The 15,921-nt window shown below is 44.5% G+C and carries 12 protein-coding genes; 11 read left to right on the top strand and 1 reads right to left on the bottom strand.

All coding sequences use genetic code 11. From position 1 onward, the window contains the following. Positions 1-21 precede the first annotated feature (21 nt). The 7 genes from ACK28X_RS02995 to ACK28X_RS02965 all read left to right on the top strand — a co-directional run bounded on the left by ACK28X_RS02995 (position 22) and on the right by ACK28X_RS02965 (position 7,521). A complete protein-coding gene (locus tag ACK28X_RS02995; RefSeq protein WP_412058180.1) occupies positions 22-1,479 on the top strand; it encodes a UDP-N-acetylmuramoyl-L-alanyl-D-glutamate--2,6-diaminopimelate ligase in 1,458 nt (485 codons plus the stop codon). Beyond that, positions 1,479-2,891, top strand: a complete 1,413-nt coding sequence (locus tag ACK28X_RS02990; RefSeq protein ID WP_412058179.1) for a UDP-N-acetylmuramoyl-tripeptide--D-alanyl-D-alanine ligase — start codon at positions 1,479-1,481, stop codon at positions 2,889-2,891. Before ACK28X_RS02995 ends, ACK28X_RS02990 begins: the two co-directional genes overlap by 1 nt. 35 nt (positions 2,892-2,926) lie before the next feature. Then, positions 2,927-3,997 (top strand): phospho-N-acetylmuramoyl-pentapeptide-transferase, encoded by a 1,071-nt coding sequence (mraY, locus tag ACK28X_RS02985; RefSeq protein WP_412058178.1) that lies wholly within the window; start codon positions 2,927-2,929, stop codon positions 3,995-3,997. A 1-nt stretch (position 3,998) separates the two neighbouring features. Then, on the top strand, positions 3,999-5,396 hold the full coding sequence (gene murD / locus ACK28X_RS02980) for a UDP-N-acetylmuramoyl-L-alanine--D-glutamate ligase (RefSeq protein WP_412058177.1): 1,398 nt from the start codon (positions 3,999-4,001) through the stop codon (positions 5,394-5,396). 292 nt (positions 5,397-5,688) lie between these two features. After that, a complete protein-coding gene (locus ACK28X_RS02975; protein WP_412058176.1) occupies positions 5,689-6,450 on the top strand; it encodes a sterol desaturase family protein in 762 nt (253 codons plus the stop codon). Then, positions 6,447-6,776: a PrpF domain-containing protein gene (locus tag ACK28X_RS02970; protein ID WP_412058175.1), complete on the top strand. Its 330-nt coding sequence runs from the start codon at positions 6,447-6,449 to the stop codon at positions 6,774-6,776. Before ACK28X_RS02975 ends, ACK28X_RS02970 begins: the two co-directional genes overlap by 4 nt. A gap of 79 nt (positions 6,777-6,855) precedes the next feature. Next, complete coding sequence (locus ACK28X_RS02965; protein ID WP_412058174.1) at positions 6,856-7,521, top strand: PrpF domain-containing protein; 666 nt, start codon at positions 6,856-6,858, stop codon at positions 7,519-7,521. A 144-nt stretch (positions 7,522-7,665) separates the two neighbouring features. On the opposite strand, the gene ACK28X_RS02960 is transcribed toward ACK28X_RS02965, so the two are convergent. Then, a complete protein-coding gene (locus tag ACK28X_RS02960) occupies positions 7,666-8,913 on the bottom strand; it encodes a CCA tRNA nucleotidyltransferase (protein ID WP_412058173.1) in 1,248 nt (415 codons plus the stop codon). Positions 8,914-9,076: 163 nt separating this feature from the next. On the opposite strand from ACK28X_RS02960, the gene ACK28X_RS02955 reads away from it, so the two are divergent. The 4 genes from ACK28X_RS02955 to ACK28X_RS02940 are packed head-to-tail and all read left to right on the top strand — an operon-like array spanning position 9,077 to position 15,908. Then, positions 9,077-10,111, top strand: a complete 1,035-nt coding sequence (locus tag ACK28X_RS02955; RefSeq protein WP_412058172.1) for an AAA family ATPase — start codon at positions 9,077-9,079, stop codon at positions 10,109-10,111. A gap of 30 nt (positions 10,112-10,141) precedes the next feature. Further along, a complete protein-coding gene (locus ACK28X_RS02950; protein ID WP_412058171.1) occupies positions 10,142-11,041 on the top strand; it encodes a DUF58 domain-containing protein in 900 nt (299 codons plus the stop codon). Further along, complete coding sequence (locus ACK28X_RS02945; RefSeq protein WP_412058170.1) at positions 11,038-13,833, top strand: DUF4159 domain-containing protein; 2,796 nt, start codon at positions 11,038-11,040, stop codon at positions 13,831-13,833. Before ACK28X_RS02950 ends, ACK28X_RS02945 begins: the two co-directional genes overlap by 4 nt. Then, positions 13,830-15,908, top strand: a complete 2,079-nt coding sequence (locus ACK28X_RS02940; protein ID WP_412058169.1) for a hypothetical protein — start codon at positions 13,830-13,832, stop codon at positions 15,906-15,908. The genes ACK28X_RS02945 and ACK28X_RS02940 overlap by 4 nt, the downstream gene beginning before the upstream one ends. The last annotated feature ends 13 nt before the right edge of the window (positions 15,909-15,921 follow it).

Below are 15,921 nucleotides of genomic sequence, written 5' to 3'. Positions count from 1 at the left end.
CCCTGCAGAAAGGGAAAAACCATGCAACTCTCACAATTAACGATAGGCCTTATCAAGGGTCCTCTTTCCCACGACCCAGTCATTAAAGGAATCAGCGCCGATTCACGCTCCATAGATAAAGGTTATGTATTTTTTGCCCTTAAAGGCCAACGTAAAGATGGCAGCAGCTATATCCCTGATGCGATTAAAAAAGGCGCTGTGGCCGTCATTCTTGATGACACCGCCCCCTTTGATACAAACGCCATTCCTGCTTCCATTCCGCTTTTGCGTGTAGGCAAAGCACGTGAAGCTCTCAGCTTAATGAGCGCACGCTTTTACCAAACACAGCCCGCTACCATCGCTGCCATCACTGGTACTAGCGGTAAAACGTCTACCATGGCCTTTACACAGCAAATTTGGCATGGGCTAGGCTATAAGGCTGCAGGTATTGGCACTATTGGCGTGGTACAACAAGACAGCAATACTTACGGCGGCCTCACCACCCCAGACCCTGTGGCTCTGCATGCAACTTTAAACAAATTGCATAAAGGGGGCGTAACCCATGTGGCTATGGAAGCTTCTTCCCATGGTCTTGACCAATCCCGTCTTGCGGGGGTGGTATTAAAGGCGGCAGCTTTTACCAATCTAGGCCGTGATCACCTTGATTACCACGCAACCATTGATACCTATCTAGAGACCAAATTACAACTCTTTAGCTCCCTTTTACCCGAAGGGGCACCTGCCATTATCAATGCCGATGACCGGTACGCAGATAAAGTCATTGCCTATGTAGAAGCGGTGGGTCGTCAGGCTTTAACCATAGGACGCAAAGGGCGCTTCATCACCCTATTGCGTACAGAACAAGCACGCTATAGCCAATATATTGAATGCCGCATTGGGCAAAAGATTTTTGCGGCCACGGTGCCTTTGGCAGGTGAATTCCAAGTATATAATATACTCGTTGCTTGTGGCATTATCATCGCTTTAGGGGCAGACCCAACCAAAGTTTTTGCTCAATTAGAGTATTTAAAAGGTGTTTCTGGTAGGCTTGAATGGGCAGGCGCCACCGCCCAAGGGGCCCCTATCTATATAGACTACGCCCATAAGCCGGAAGCGTTAGAACAGGTTCTATTGGCAATCCGCCCTTTTACCACGGGAAAAATTGTGTTAATTTTGGGCTGTGGTGGCGATAGAGATCAAGGCAAAAGGCCGCTTATGGGAGCCATTGCCGCGCGCTATGCGGATCAAGTGATAGTGACTGATGACAATCCACGTACAGAAGACCCTGCCATCATTCGCGCTCAAATCATACAAGCAGCGCCTAATGCCATAGAAATCGCCAATCGCGCTACAGCCATTCGCCATGCAATTAAGCTCCTGCAACCCCATGATTGCCTTATCATCGCAGGTAAAGGTCATGAACGTGGGCAAATTATTGGAGAAACCACCCACCCCTTTTCTGACCACGAAGAAGTAGTGCGCGCCTTGGGAGATCAATAATGGCAGGTTTATGGGAAAAAGGCGCCCTCTTGGCGGCTGTCACCGGCGAAGCAAGGGGATCCCTACCCGCCAGTTTCGGGGGCGTCTCCATTGATAGTCGCACACTGATAGCAGGCGACATCTTCTTTTGCATCAAAGGCGAACGCTTTAATGGCCATGATTTCGCCGCAGCAGCTTACAAAGCGGGAGCTGGCTGTCTTGTCGTTGATAAAGCGCACGCGCCAGTCCTACAACAAATAGGTGCACCCTTGTTGGTGGTGGATAATGTCCTCACCGCCTTAGAGCAGCTAGGAAAATCAGCTCGAGCCCGCATGTGCGGTACCATTATAGCTGTCACGGGCTCCGTGGGTAAGACCACCACCAAAGAGGCTCTACGCCATATATTAAAAGCCTTTGGCCGCGTACATGCTAACCCTAGCTCATTTAATAACCACTGGGGCGTACCCTTAAGCCTAGCGCGCATGCCTGCGGATTGCGATTTTGGCGTTTTTGAATTAGGCATGAATCATGCGGGGGAAATCCGCACTTTAGTTTCTATGGTGAAGCCCCACATAGCCCTAATCACAAAAATAGCTACAGGCCATATGTTTTTTTTCCAAGGGATTGAGGATATCGCAGCAGCAAAGGCTGAAATCTTTACCAATATGGGCCCTGACCCCGCGGCCGTTTTACCTGCCGATGACCACTTTTTTGATTCTCTATCACAAACAGCGAAAGCACAAAAGGTGAAAACTATCTTAAGCTTTGGCAAAGCAAAAGAAGCCAGTTGTCGCTTATTACGCGCGCGCCTTTTGAATGACCATAGTGAAGTTGACACAGAAATCGGCGGACGCAAACAGCATTTCACACTTAAAGCGCCTGGGGCACATATGGTTGATAATAGCCTTGCTACTCTCGCTATTTGCTATAGGCTGGGACTTGACCTAGAAAAAGCAAGCGCCCTTTTTGCCGATTTTTATCCGCAAAAGGGACGAGGCGCGCGCTATACGCTTGCACTATCACCAGAAGCAGAGTTTACTTTGATCGATGAAAGCTATAATGCCAACCCCGCATCAATGCGCGCCGCCCTTGCTTTGTTAAGCATATATCAAGGGCGACGGCTTGCCGTTTTAGGCGACATGCTTGAATTGGGCAAAGACAGCGTGGCCTATCATAACGATTTAGTATCATCCATTTTAGCCTCTAAAATTGATCATGCTTTTTTAATTGGTCCAAAAATGGCAGGCTTAACCTACGCCTTAAGCAAGCATATCAAGGTTGATCATCGCTTATCCACTGATGACATAGTTGAGCCACTCATCAAAAACCTTCGCGGCGGCGATGTAGTCATGGTGAAATCGTCATCTACCATGGGGTCTTCTGCCCTTGTTACAGCTCTATTAGAGCGCTATAAGCCAAAAAATGTAATTTAAATCCTCGGCGCGTAAGCAAAAATGAGGCAAGCTCCATGATGATGTATCTTTCAACACTAAACGAATACATACCTGGTGCGGGTGTCTTTCGTTATATTACTTTTCGAACCATAGCGGCTATGTTGACCGCTGGCTTGATTGTCTTCCTCTTTGGTCCAAGTACCATTGCCTTACTTAAACTACGACAAGGCAAGGGACAACCTATCCGTGCCGATGGGCCGCAAACCCATTTTAAAAAAGCTGGTACCCCCACCATGGGGGGATTAATGATATTAACGGGTATCGTTATCTCCTCTCTTTTATGGTGCAATTTAAGCAACCCCTATTTTTGGACATGTCTTTTCATTATGTTATCCTTTGGCGCCATTGGCTTTTACGATGACTATTTAAAAGTAACCAAACAAAGCGAAAAAGGATTGTCAGGCAAAGCCCGACTAGGAATTGAGTTTTTATTAAGTGGAGGTGCAGCTTTCGCCATTATGAGCATAGGGTCACCCAGCTTAAGTTTGCCTTTTCTAAAAGACTATATGATCCATTTAGGTATCTTTTTTATCCCCTTTGCCGCCTTTGTTATTGCTGGCGCAGGGAATGCCGTCAACTTCACCGATGGATTGGATGGACTTGCTATTGTTCCGGTTATGGTGGCGGCTTCTTCTTTTGTGCTCATTGCCTATCTTTCCGGCAATATCAAATTCGCCGAATATTTGCAGATCCACTACGTGGCGGGGGCAGGTGAGCTTTCGGTTTTATTAGGCGCTCTAACTGGTGCGGGGCTAGGTTTTTTATGGTTTAATGCCCCGCCCGCAGCTATTTTCATGGGAGATACGGGCTCCCTTGCTTTAGGCGGCCTCTTAGGGGCCGTGGCAGTGGCCACCAAGCATGAAATTGTTCTTGCAGTAATTGGCGGCCTTTTTGTGATGGAAGCACTTTCCGTCATTATCCAAGTCGGTTGGTTTAAGCTTACTAAGCAACGAGTCTTTTTAATGGCTCCCATCCACCACCATTTTGAAAAAAAAGGCTGGACAGAAAGCCAAGTTGTTATACGCTTTTGGATTATCTCTATCCTCTTGGCTTTAATTGGCCTCTCTACCTTAAAATTGAGGTAAAATGATTGACCTAGCACATTTTACAGGCCAAAAAATGGCACTTTTCGGGCTCGGTACCTCGGGCTGTGCTAGTGCACAGGCGCTTTTGGCCAGTGGGGTAGATGTTATTGGGTTTGATGATGATGCCGCACGTTGCCAAGCCGCAAAAGAAGCAAACATCCCAATAGCTGATTTACGAGGTGAGGATTGGAAAAAATTTCACGCGCTTGTCTTAACCCCTGGCGTACCCCTCACACACCCCAAGCCCCATTGGAGCGTAGAGCAAGCACGTCAGGCGGGAGTGGACATTATTGGCGATATTGAATTATTTGTCCGCGCTCGGCGCGCCTTTTTACAAAAAAATAACTTAACTCCCTATGATCTGCCTCTCATCGCTATTACCGGCACAAATGGGAAGTCAACAACCACAGCACTTCTTGCCTACCTCTTAAACCAAGCTGGTTTTGATGCCCAAATGGGCGGCAATATTGGTACACCAATCCTTTCCCTTGCTCCATTTAAAAAAGGGCTTCCTTATGTAGTGGAATGCTCTTCTTTTCAAATTGCCCTCGCGCCTTCACTTAATCCAACCTATGGAATTTTACTCAACATCACGCCTGATCACATTGACCGCCATGGAGATTTTGTAACCTATGCAGCGCTAAAAGGACGTCTCGTCAAGCATGCCAATCACGCTTTTATCGGCATAGATGACGTTCCTTCTGCAGCCCTTTATCAATGCTTATACGAAAAGGGTCACCAAGTAACCGCACTCACGAAAAATGGCCCCCATCCTTATGCTCTCTATTCCCAAGGGTGCCGCTTATTCGCCCCCTCACAAACTACAGCTTTAGCTGATTTAGGAAAAAACACAGCGTTACGCGGGAGCCATAACGCCCAAAACGCCTTGGCGGCGGTAGGAGTAATGAGCGCACTCGGCATGCGTAACTCTTGTCTACAGACAGGGCTTGATCATTTTTCTGGGTTACCCCACCGTTTGCAACAAGTGGGGCAAAGGGGCGATGTCATCTTTATCAACGATAGCAAAGCTACCAATGCCGAAGCAGTGGCTCCCGCCTTAGATACCTTTAATAATATTTACTGGATTGCAGGTGGCGTAGCTAAAGAAGGCGGCATTACCACTTTACGTCCCTATTTTTCAAAAATTCGCAAAGCCTATTTAATTGGCGAGGCTGCGCCCCTTTTTGCCCGCCAAATTGGTAGGGCTTTTCCCTTTATCCAGGCGCATAACCTTAAAAGCGCGGTTAAGGCAGCGGCAAACGATGCGCAAAAAGACCCAACCGGCAAAAAAGCTGTACTCTTTTCACCCGCCTGTGCAAGCTATGATCAATACCCTAATTATAGTGCGCGTGGCGATGCCTTTATCACTCACATCAATCAATTTTTAAGACAATCCTAAAAAGCGGCATAGTAGAAATTAATATGCGAAGGTCTAGCAAAAATGGAAGTTAAAATTTTCTACCGCAGCTAGGCTTGTTTATCGTGTTCAAGCAAACCGCTTGCAATCTCTGATAGGAGTAAACACAATAATAAACAAATTAGGATTCAGTTACAAAGATTATTATGCATATTGAGATATAAATAAATCACTAAAAATATGATACTTTTCTTGACTTGCCTTTTATTATTTTTATTTATCCATTTTTGTGATAAGTGCACTAAAATTAGGAAAAATAAATAAAGGTAAGAATATGCAAATACTTAAAGAAAATTGGCTGTTTTTTTGGTTTTTAGGTCTGTTTTTTATAGAATTATTACTTTATCAAAAGTCATATATCAAAAGTATAAAGGCAAGAATACATTTAAAAAACAATGTAGCAAATTTCATAATAACAAAATTATTTTTTATATTTTTATTCACCCCAATTGTAATTTATGGTTTAGAAAACACTACAGGAATATTGTCAAAAACAAATACATTCCTATCTATAGCAATTGGTGTTTTAATACTAGATTTATTCGGGTATATTTTTCATGTAGCTAGCCATAAAATCGAATTTTTATGGCGATTTCACGAGATACATCACTTAGATGAAATATTAGATGTTAGCACGTCCTTAAGAGTGCATTTCATGGAGTCATTTTTCCATATTATAATTAATTTCTTAGCAATTTATATATTTGGTATCGGAAAGGAAGCTGTAGCCATACATGGATTGTTAGGATTTATGCTAGCTATGTATTACCATTCTAATTTTAAAATGCCTCTAAATATAGAGAAGATCATATCTATATTCTTTACTACGCCTAAATTTCATGCACCGCATCATGACAGAGATATAAAAAACAATCAAACAAATTATTCTTCTATATTCACTTTATGGGATAAATTATTTTCAACTTATAATAAATCTACCTTTGTAAAATCATGGGATTTTGGATTATCATATTCTAGCGATGTAAGCACGTTACAATCGCTAATTAAACCATTAGGAAAGAATGGTGGAAAATGAATAGAATACCCTTATATTATGTTAGAGGAGGAACATCTTCTGGGGTTATTATCCAAAAGAAAGATTTACCTAATGATAAGGAAAAAATAAATGAAATTGTGAGAAAAATATTCGGAGTACCTAGAATCAAAAAACAAAAAATAGACCTATTACAAATAGAAGGTCTAGGAAAAGGACAAAGCAACAGCAATAAGTGTTTTATTATAGATATAGACATAGATAAAAAAATAATATTGAGTACATTTCTGCAATTAGAATCCACAAGCAATCATGTATCATGGGATGTAAATTGTGGAAATATGACAACAGCTATACCTATGGTATAGAAGATTTAGGTTTATTTGAAAATTTGATTGTTAATCATAAAATAAATATATACAATACAAATACACATAAAAATATATATTGTTTTCTTCCAAAAGAAAAAATAATCTTATTTATTGTTTAATTCCAGGCGTATCAAATCCATATCCTCAAGTAGATATTTTCTTTAAAAATCCAGAAGGATCTTTAACAAATGGATTATTCCCAACGGGTAATAGAATAGATATTATAAATGAAACTGAAGTAACGTGTATTGATGCCGCTGTCCCTATGATCATCATAAGCCAAAAAACATTAAACATTAGTAGATATGATAGCAAAAATAAACTTTCTAAACTGAAGCTAATCTTATCAAAAATAGAAGACATAAGAGTAAAGGCAGGGCTAATGATGAAAATAAAGGACAACCAAGGAAAACTCATGTCATATAAAGATATAAAAGAATCAATAACGGTTCCTAAGGTGGCGATAGTAGATGGCGGTAACGGGGCTTACGATATATCAGCTATATACTTAACACCAAAAGAAATTCACAACTCAATTGCTGTTTCTGGTGGCTGCTGTCTAGCGTATGCCTGTTCCGTTTCAAATACAATCGCTTCAAGATTGTTCAAAGGCAATGAAGTGAGAATAAAACACTTCGAAGGCATATCACAATTTGGATGTATAAAAAACAAAGATGCAACCGAAGTATATACAAAAAGAAATGCCCAGATTTATATGAAGGGTGAATTTTATATTTACTAAAAATCGATAGATGTGGTTGCCCATAGCGAGGAGTCCTAGCGCCATGCATCCACCGCATCACACATAGCACCTTAAAAGTCCAACTACACAAGGTTTTGTGATCTTTAATTATGTCCATATCTTGCCATAGTCACGTTATATTTATCATGGCGTGGAGGAGCCAAGAGTCGCTAGAAGTTGCTCCCTGCCCCAACAAAAGCCTGTTTCGACCCATAAAGTTTCAAGATCACGCAATTTTTTTCCAAGCATTGGCCCCGCGCTAAAGCCATGGGCTAAAAGATCCTCGCCCCGCAAGGGGAAACTAGGGCATGCCCACCCTGCTGCATGACAATAAAAAGCCTTTGCTTGCGTAAAGCGCTCACCATCGCCACTAATCTCGGCCTGTGCCATACTAAGTGCTAAATAGTCGCAAAGAGCCCTTCGCCCCCTTTTATAAAGAAGTACTTCTAAATGGCTATTATTACGAATAGGAACAACATCTGCAAGCTGAGCCCAAGCTTGCAAACGATTTTTTTGCTTATTCGAAAGGCTAAACCTGCCATTAAGCATCCTGAGGCGCGTTGCATCGGGGGGGATAAGGCTCATCAAGCGCAAAAGCGGATCTGGTGCCCATCCCATCTGCTTTTCAACGCCCAACAGCCCATGAATAGCGTCAATCCCCCATTTTTCACTTAACGATAATATAAGAGTTAAAATGCCCGTTTGGCGCATCCATAAAAGGGTGCGCGCGGGATCAGGCGCTGCTAAGAGTTTTGCAAATTCAGCCCAGATGCGCTCGCGCGACAGATACTCCAAACCATGCTTTAAACGCGCGCAAGCCTTTAGCCCATCCTTATCGGGTCGGCCATGACCATAATAGGCAAACATACGAAAAAAGCGCAAAATGCGCAAATAATCCTCTTTAACCCGCGCCTGTGCTTCCCCAATAAAACGTATTTGTCGCTGTTCAATATCCAAAACTCCACCAACATAGTCATAAAGAGCACCTGTACAATCGCAATAAAGTGCATTAATAGTAAAGTCCCGCCGCGCCGCGTCTTCAGCCCAATCACGCGAGAATTCCACCTTTGTGCGCCGGCCATCAGGAGAAATATCAGCCCGCAAAGTTGTAACTTCATAGGTTTGATCAGCCCCCACGACAGTTATGGTTCCATAATCAAGTCCCGTAGGGATAGCGCGAAAACCACAGGCTTGCGCTCGTATACACACCATTTGTGGCAAACATGTAGTAGCAATATCTATATCGCTTACTTGTTCGCCCAAAAAGCTATTACGCACCGCGCCGCCAACGATGCGTGCTTCTTCCTCACCTTGATTTAAACAAGAAAGCAAAGATTGTAGTTCCGGCTCAAAAAGCCAAGCAGCATTCGGTATTTTTTTTACAACTAGCATCAAACGTCCTCTGACAAGCGCTCCAAAATTGCCACCTACCGTCCCCGTCACAGACGTGATCTTTGAGTAGGATAATTTTTATGCGATCTTTCCGCTATTGGTATAATATGATATACATCAGGAATAAATAGACCTTTTTGCGTAAAGACTAAACGGAGGAAGAATGTCCGCAATCACCTATGATAGCGTCTGCTGCCCTGACCGTTCCTTGGAAGAAGTCCAAGTAGAGGCGCTTATCGCTCAATTCGATGAAGCAGCCCAAGAACTGCAAGAGGTTCGTAACGCAATTAAAGGTGTTATTTTTGGTCAAGACCAAGTGATTGAAGGTAGCCTCACTGCCGTTTTAGCAGGCGGCCATGCTTTACTTGTCGGAGTGCCAGGCTTAGCGAAAACGCGGCTTGTTGCATGCCTTGCAGCGGTTTTGGGTCTTGATAATAAGCGTATCCAATTTACCCCTGACCTCATGCCTTCTGATATTATCGGTACTGAAATCTTAGATAGCGATCATAGCGGTAAGCGCAGTTTGCGCTATGTCAAAGGACCGATTTTTACTCAACTACTTATGGCTGATGAAATCAACCGTGCCTCGCCGCGCACTCAATCTGCACTCCTCCAAGCTATGCAAGAATACCACATTACGGTTGCCGGCGAGTCGTACCATCTGCCCATGCCCTTTCATGTGTTGGCCACCCAAAACCCACTGGAGCAAGAAGGCACCTACTCCCTGCCTGAGGCTCAACTTGACCGCTTTCTCATGCAAATTAATATTGACTACCCCGACCTTGAAAGCGAACGCCAAATTATCACTACTATAAGCGCTAAACAGGAAACCCTTGCTACAGCTATTTTATCACCCGCGCGCCTGCAGTCGATCCAAAAAATGGTTCGCCAAATGCCCATTTCAGAAGAAATTATAGAGGCTATCCTCCGGCTTGTAAGAGCCTTGCGCCCTGGCGCTAATAATGAACATGCCCAGCAACATATTGCGTGGGGTCCTGGCCCGCGGGCAAGCCAAGCCTTTTCGCTTTGCGCCCGTGCACGCGCGCTTTACCACGGGCGACTCGCGCCGTCGCTTGACGATATCTGTGCCTTAGCAGTGCCCATCCTGCAGCACCGTATGGCACTTAATTTCAATGCTCGTACCGATAATTTGGACACCCGTACCATCCTGCTTTCCACCATGAAAAAAACGCTTTGATTGGCATAGTCATGGTTTTAGGGGCAAGTTATGGCGATTGGTAAACGCATAGCATCCAAAAATGCATCCGCGCTTTTAGGGGCAGCTCATAAAGTAGCGCGGTCCATGCCCGCGCTCCTGCAGGAAGCGCGTGCTTTAGCCCAGTCCTTCATGCTAGGCTCCCTTGGCCAACGCAAAAGTGGTGAAGGTGAGGGCTTTTGGCAATTCCGCCCCTATATTCAAGGTGAATCCTTAGCCCGCATTGATTGGCGGCGTTCAGCGCGCGATCAGCATATTTACTTACGCGAGAGAGAGTTAGGAACGGTACAAACAATTTTACTTTGGGTTGATCAAGGATATTCTATGAACTATCAATCAACCCATGCGCCTTATACAAAGGCTGATTATGCTACTATTCTTTGCCTTATTTTAGCTGAACTTTTTGCCAAAAACGGTGCTCCTGTTGGCCTACCCGCGCTTCTTCCTCCCACTACGAGCAGGAAGGCTACCGAACAAGTGGCTCTCGCCCTTATGAAAAAAGAAGCACGCATGCACTTCTCTCCCTTGCATAAAGTCAAACCGGGGGCATGTTTTATCATGATCAGTGATTTTCTCTTAAATATTGATGAGATCAAGGCACAACTACAACCGCTTTATGGCCAGATAGTAGACGCACACTTTTTTCATGTGGTGGATCCCGCTGAGCGAGATTTTCCCTTTCATGGGCCGACAGAATTTTATCACCTAGAAACAGAGGAAAGCATTACCCTAGCCCAAGCGCAAGCCTATCAAAAAGACTATAAATGCCTATATGAAGACCATAGTAAATCGCTGAAACACTTTATAGAAAGCTACGGATGGCATTACGAAACCGCACCAACCGATCAAGCTCTAAGCACCCTTTTATTACGTTTTTCCCAAAGGTTACAAAATAAACAGGTGGTACGGTGATTAGCTTTAATGCCCCCCTTTTTCTATGGGCGCTAGCGCTTTTGCCGCCTTTAGCATGGCTTCTGAGAAGCCGGCTAAAAAAACCACAAAGAGAACCCTTTCCGCCCTTTGCTTTACTACAGAAGTTAACCAAGAAGCCTACAAAAGCAAGCCGCCATAGCCCTTTTTGGCTATTAATTTTGCGGCTTCTTATGTTAGCACTTATGATCGTCGGCTTAGCAGAACCCTTATGGCGTCCGCAAATGGCTACTGCTCCTGACAATGCACCGCTTGTCCTATTGCTGGATAATGGCTATGCCACCGCCCATTGGCAACTTGCTTACGATAAGGCTAACGCCTTAATTAATGAAGCGCAATCCCATGGGAAAATGGTTTATCTTGTAGCTACAGCCGATGGAAAAAGCCAAAGAAATGGACCTCTGAGCGCAACTATAGCGCGCCAAACCTTAGCAACCATTATGCCACGGCCCTGGCCGGTGGCTCGCCTACAAACAGCTGAAAGACTGAACGCCTTATTAAAAACGGGACCCTTTGATATGATCTATCTTAGCGATGGTCTCCATAATAATGACGATGCGCGCGCCTTTGCCCTTTTACAACAATTAAAGCCACGCTCTTTTCAGTTATTCCAAGCAGGCATTCATTCATTAATCGGCATAAGTGACTTCAGTCAAGCCGACTTTGCCTTCACCTTAATACGCACCGCCCAAACGCGTACGCTTCAAGTACGGCTGGAGGCATATGACCTTGATCAACACCTTTTAGGTAGTACAACTGCCACCTTTGCAGCCCATTCGACAACAACCACAGCGCGCTTTGATTGGCCGCTTGAACTGCGCAATAAGATTGCGCTCGTCCGCATTGCAAATACAAATAGCGTTACCGCCCGCTTTCTTATAAGCCAAGACAATCGCAAAAGCCGCGTGGCCCTTGTTGCTACAGCCAAAGATCAATTAGCACAGCCCTTGTTGGAGCCACTTTATTATGTGCGCCAAGCTTTAGAAGCTCCTAAACAACAGGGAGGCGATGAAATTATCACCAAAGAAAACGGTGCGTTTTCTAGCAATATCGCCGCTCTCTTGGCGCAAAACCCAAACGTATTGATCATTGGTGATCAAATCAATATAGCCCCCGCCACCCAACAGGCTATAAAGAATTTTATCCAAGAAGGCGGGGTATTTATCCGCTTTGCGGGCGATAAATTGGCAAAAAATCCAAAAGATGACACGCTGTTGCCTGTTGTACTACACGCTGGGCAACGCCAATTTGGTGGAACCATCAGCTGGGAAGAACCCCAAAAATTGGCTCCTATCGATAAAACGAGCCCGCTTTATGGTTTAATACCAGCTGCAGATCTCGTAGTGAATAAGCAAATCCTCTCTCAACCTATGGCGGAAGACACGAACCAAACATGGCTAAGGCTGGCCGATGGCACGCCTATAGTCAGTGCCAAAAAAAATGGTAAAGGATTTATGATATTTATACATATATCAGCAGATCCAGCATGGTCTAACCTACCGCTTTCAGGTTTTTTTGTAGATATGCTACAGCGTCTTACTCATTTAGGCGGCCAAAGTAGCGCGCCGCCCGTGCAAACACCGCTCAATCCTTGGCGTCTCCTTAATGAGGCAGGCGAACTTGTTCTCCCCCAAGTAGTACAAGCAGGTTTTACACGCGCGCCCCTTAGCCCAGCTGTCTCCTATATACCTAGCCTAGAAACTCCTCCCGGTTTTTATGGTAAAAAGCCTCATCTTTACGCTGCTAATCTTCTCAACAATAAGAGCCAATTTTTACCTCTCACTACACCTGCGCAAAATGCAAGAATAAAGATAAGTAGCTATCAAACTGAAAGGACGACAGCCTTAAAAGGACTCTTTCTTGGAATTGCCCTTTTGCTTTTAGCACTTGAAGGATTGTTTCTAAATACAAAGTGCTTGAATCTTGCCCGTCGAATAAGGGGGCGGACAAAATTCTTTCTCATGGTTTTTATTTTCACTTTTCCTGGGTTCTATCCAATTGATCCATTAAATGCCCAAGACCTGAACCCTAGCCAAGCAACAAGCCAAATCCACCTTGCCTATATCATGAGTGGCGACCAAAAAGTAGATGAGACAAGCCGCACGGGGCTTGAAAGCTTAAGTGGTTTTATAAGCACACGTACCACAGTAAAACCCGCAATGGTAGTGGGGCTTGATATTGAAAAAGATGATTTTACCTTCTATCCGCTCATCTATTGGCCCCTTGTGGTGCGCGCCTCCTTGCCCAGCCCTAAAGCCATAGAAAAAATCAACGCCTTTATGCAAAGGGGCGGGACAATTCTTTTTGATACACGAGATCAAATCCGCCAAAATTTAAGCTTTGATGATAAACCCACCCCAGAAACCGCACAATTGCGTAAAATCCTTGCTGATCTTAACATCCCGCCATTAGCCAAAGCGCCCGCCAACCACGCAGTCAGCCGCGCTTTTTACAAAATGCCCGATTTTCCTGGGCGCTATAGAGGTTCGCCGTTATGGATTGAAGAGTCCGCCATTCGCGCCAATGACAAGCGCCCAATCCAAGCAAGTGACCATGTGAGTAGCCTCTTAATTACTGCCAATGACTTTGCCGCCGCTTGGGCTCATAATACCCAAGGAGGGTGGGAATATGCTCTCATCCCCAATGATCCTAGTCAAAGGCTTTGGTCTTTGCGCGGAGGCGTAAATATTATTATATATGTATTGACGGGCAATTATAAGGCTGATCAACAAGATGCTATTTCCTTATTACAGCAATGGGGCAATAAAGAATGAGCCTCAATTTTTTAACTTTCCAACCTCTTTTGCCATCCCTTTGGTTGATATGGATGCTTGTTATCGCCTTTATAGGCGGGAGCTTAGGCCTTATTACAAGACAACATGGCAGTTTTGTACGCTTTTTGGCGTGTCTTTTCCTAGGCCTAGCCCTTTTTAACCCACAATATGTCAAGGAAGAACGCGCGCCCATACCAAGCATCGTCGGTATTGTGGTTGATGAAAGCCCAAGCCAACAATTGAAAGAACGTCCTGCCCAAACCAAAAAAACCTTAATAGCATTGAAAGAAGCTTTTAAAAACTACCCTCAATATAGACCGCATTTCATATTCTCAAATGAAGGAAAAAGCCTAGAAAACCTTGAGAAAACCGCCCTTTTTGGCCCTCTACGCCGCCTTTTAGATACGGTATCAGATCAACCCTATGCTGGTACAATTCTGATCAGCGATGGGCAAGTACACGATATGCCAACAAGCCTTGCTGATTGGCCATCTGCGCCTATCAACGCCCTTATTACCGGACATGAAGGGGAATTTGATCGCGCTATTTCCTTTATAAGCCCGCCGCATTTTGGTTTTGTTGACCAGCCTATCACAATCCAATTATTATTAAAAACACAAGGAGTAGCACCCCTGCTTTCCCAAGGGAGAGCAGAGCATTCCCAAGAAGTGTATCTAACCCTCAATGGCAAGCCCTTTGGGGTCTATTACCCCACTCCCAACACACCTTTCTCACTCTCCCTCTCTTTGCCGCATGCAGGCAAAAATATCCTCACAGCCCGCATCGCCCCTAAAGAAGGCGAATTAACTGAAAAAAACGACCAAGCCATTATGACTATCGAAGGTATACGTCCTAATCTACGCGTTTTACTAGTTTCAGGCGCTCCTTATCAAGGCATACGTACATGGCGCACACTCTTAAAATCCGATCCCAATATTGATTTTATCCATTTTAATATACTGCGCATGCCCGAAAATGATGATAATGCTCCTCTAGACGACCTATCTCTTGTAAACTTTCCTGTTGATACGCTATTTGTAGACAAAATCCGCCGATTTGATTTGATCATATTAGACCGTTACCAGCATTATAGTGTCTTTCCGCGCCTTTATTACGATAATATAGCCCAATATGTAGAAAACGGTGGCGCTTTACTGCTGATTACAGGGCCAGAATTCGCCCAAAGAGCCACTTCGCTTGCTAACACACTGCTTTCCCCTGCTCTACCTGCCTTGCCCACAGGCACAATAGTAGAAAAACCCTTCATCCCCAGCCTCACAACCCTTGGCGCACGCCACCCTCTCACCCGTGGCCTTGACTTAAATGGCCAACAAAAACCTTGGGGGCATTGGTTTCAACAAATAGAAATTGCATCTCATTATCGCGGCATCAATGTTTTGCAAGGTGCAGATAATCAGCCTTTACTACTCCTTAATAGACAAGGACATGGGCGCGTGGCCATGCTTTTATCAGACCAAAGCTGGCTTTGGGCACGCGGCTTTGAAGGCGGCGGACCCTATGCCACGCTTTACCGGCGGATCGCCCATTGGTTGATGAAGGATCCACACTTAGAAGAAGAAGCTCTTACTGCCGAGAGCGATGGAAATATAATCACCATTTACCGGCAAACTTTGCAAGACCAAATTGGACCGGTGAGCGTTACTGCACCTTCAGGCAAAATAAAAAAAATAAATTTACGCCAAGAAAAACAAGGACTCTATCAAGCCCAATTAAAAGCCTCTGAAATGGGGCTTTATGAAATTAGCCAAGATGAACAAAAAACCTTTGTTCCGGTAGGAACTTTGCGTGGAGTAGAATATCAAGATATGCTTTCAAGCACCGAAACGTTGCGTCCACTCATTGAGCAAAGCGGTGGTACAATCAACCGTCTAGCACCTGAGGCTCCTTTGCCACCCATCACCATGAACAACGCAACCAAGAGAGGAATTATTTTACGGCCAGCTAACGCTAGCCGTTTGTTAGCCAGCACCTATCAACCAATATTCCCAAGCCTTTTTGTCCTTCTTATTTGCTTTTTATTAATCGGCAGCCTCTTTTGGCGCGAAGGTCAATAGATCAAAAACGCGC

Source organism: Bartonella sp. DGB2 (assembly GCF_046843095.1).
Lineage (GTDB): Bacteria > Pseudomonadota > Alphaproteobacteria > Rhizobiales > Rhizobiaceae > Bartonella.
This window is presented reverse-complemented; position numbering and strand designations above follow the sequence as displayed.

Bases quoted from the DNA above. Each gene is read 5' to 3' on its own strand.
- ACK28X_RS02995 (WP_412058180.1), top strand. From the start codon at position 22: ATGCAACTCTCACAATTAACGATAGGCCTTATCAAGGGTCCTCTTTCC.
- ACK28X_RS02950 (WP_412058171.1), top strand. From the start codon at position 10,142: ATGGCGATTGGTAAACGCATAGCATCCAAAAATGCATCCGCGCTTTTA.
- ACK28X_RS02975 (WP_412058176.1), top strand. From the start codon at position 5,689: ATGCAAATACTTAAAGAAAATTGGCTGTTTTTTTGGTTTTTAGGTCTG.
- ACK28X_RS02940 (WP_412058169.1), top strand. From the start codon at position 13,830: ATGAGCCTCAATTTTTTAACTTTCCAACCTCTTTTGCCATCCCTTTGG.
- mraY (WP_412058178.1), top strand. From the start codon at position 2,927: ATGATGATGTATCTTTCAACACTAAACGAATACATACCTGGTGCGGGT.
- ACK28X_RS02955 (WP_412058172.1), top strand. From the start codon at position 9,077: ATGTCCGCAATCACCTATGATAGCGTCTGCTGCCCTGACCGTTCCTTG.
- murD (WP_412058177.1), top strand. From the start codon at position 3,999: ATGATTGACCTAGCACATTTTACAGGCCAAAAAATGGCACTTTTCGGG.
- ACK28X_RS02970 (WP_412058175.1), top strand. From the start codon at position 6,447: ATGAATAGAATACCCTTATATTATGTTAGAGGAGGAACATCTTCTGGG.
- ACK28X_RS02990 (WP_412058179.1), top strand. From the start codon at position 1,479: ATGGCAGGTTTATGGGAAAAAGGCGCCCTCTTGGCGGCTGTCACCGGC.
- ACK28X_RS02960 (WP_412058173.1), bottom strand. From the start codon at position 8,913: ATGCTAGTTGTAAAAAAAATACCGAATGCTGCTTGGCTTTTTGAGCCG.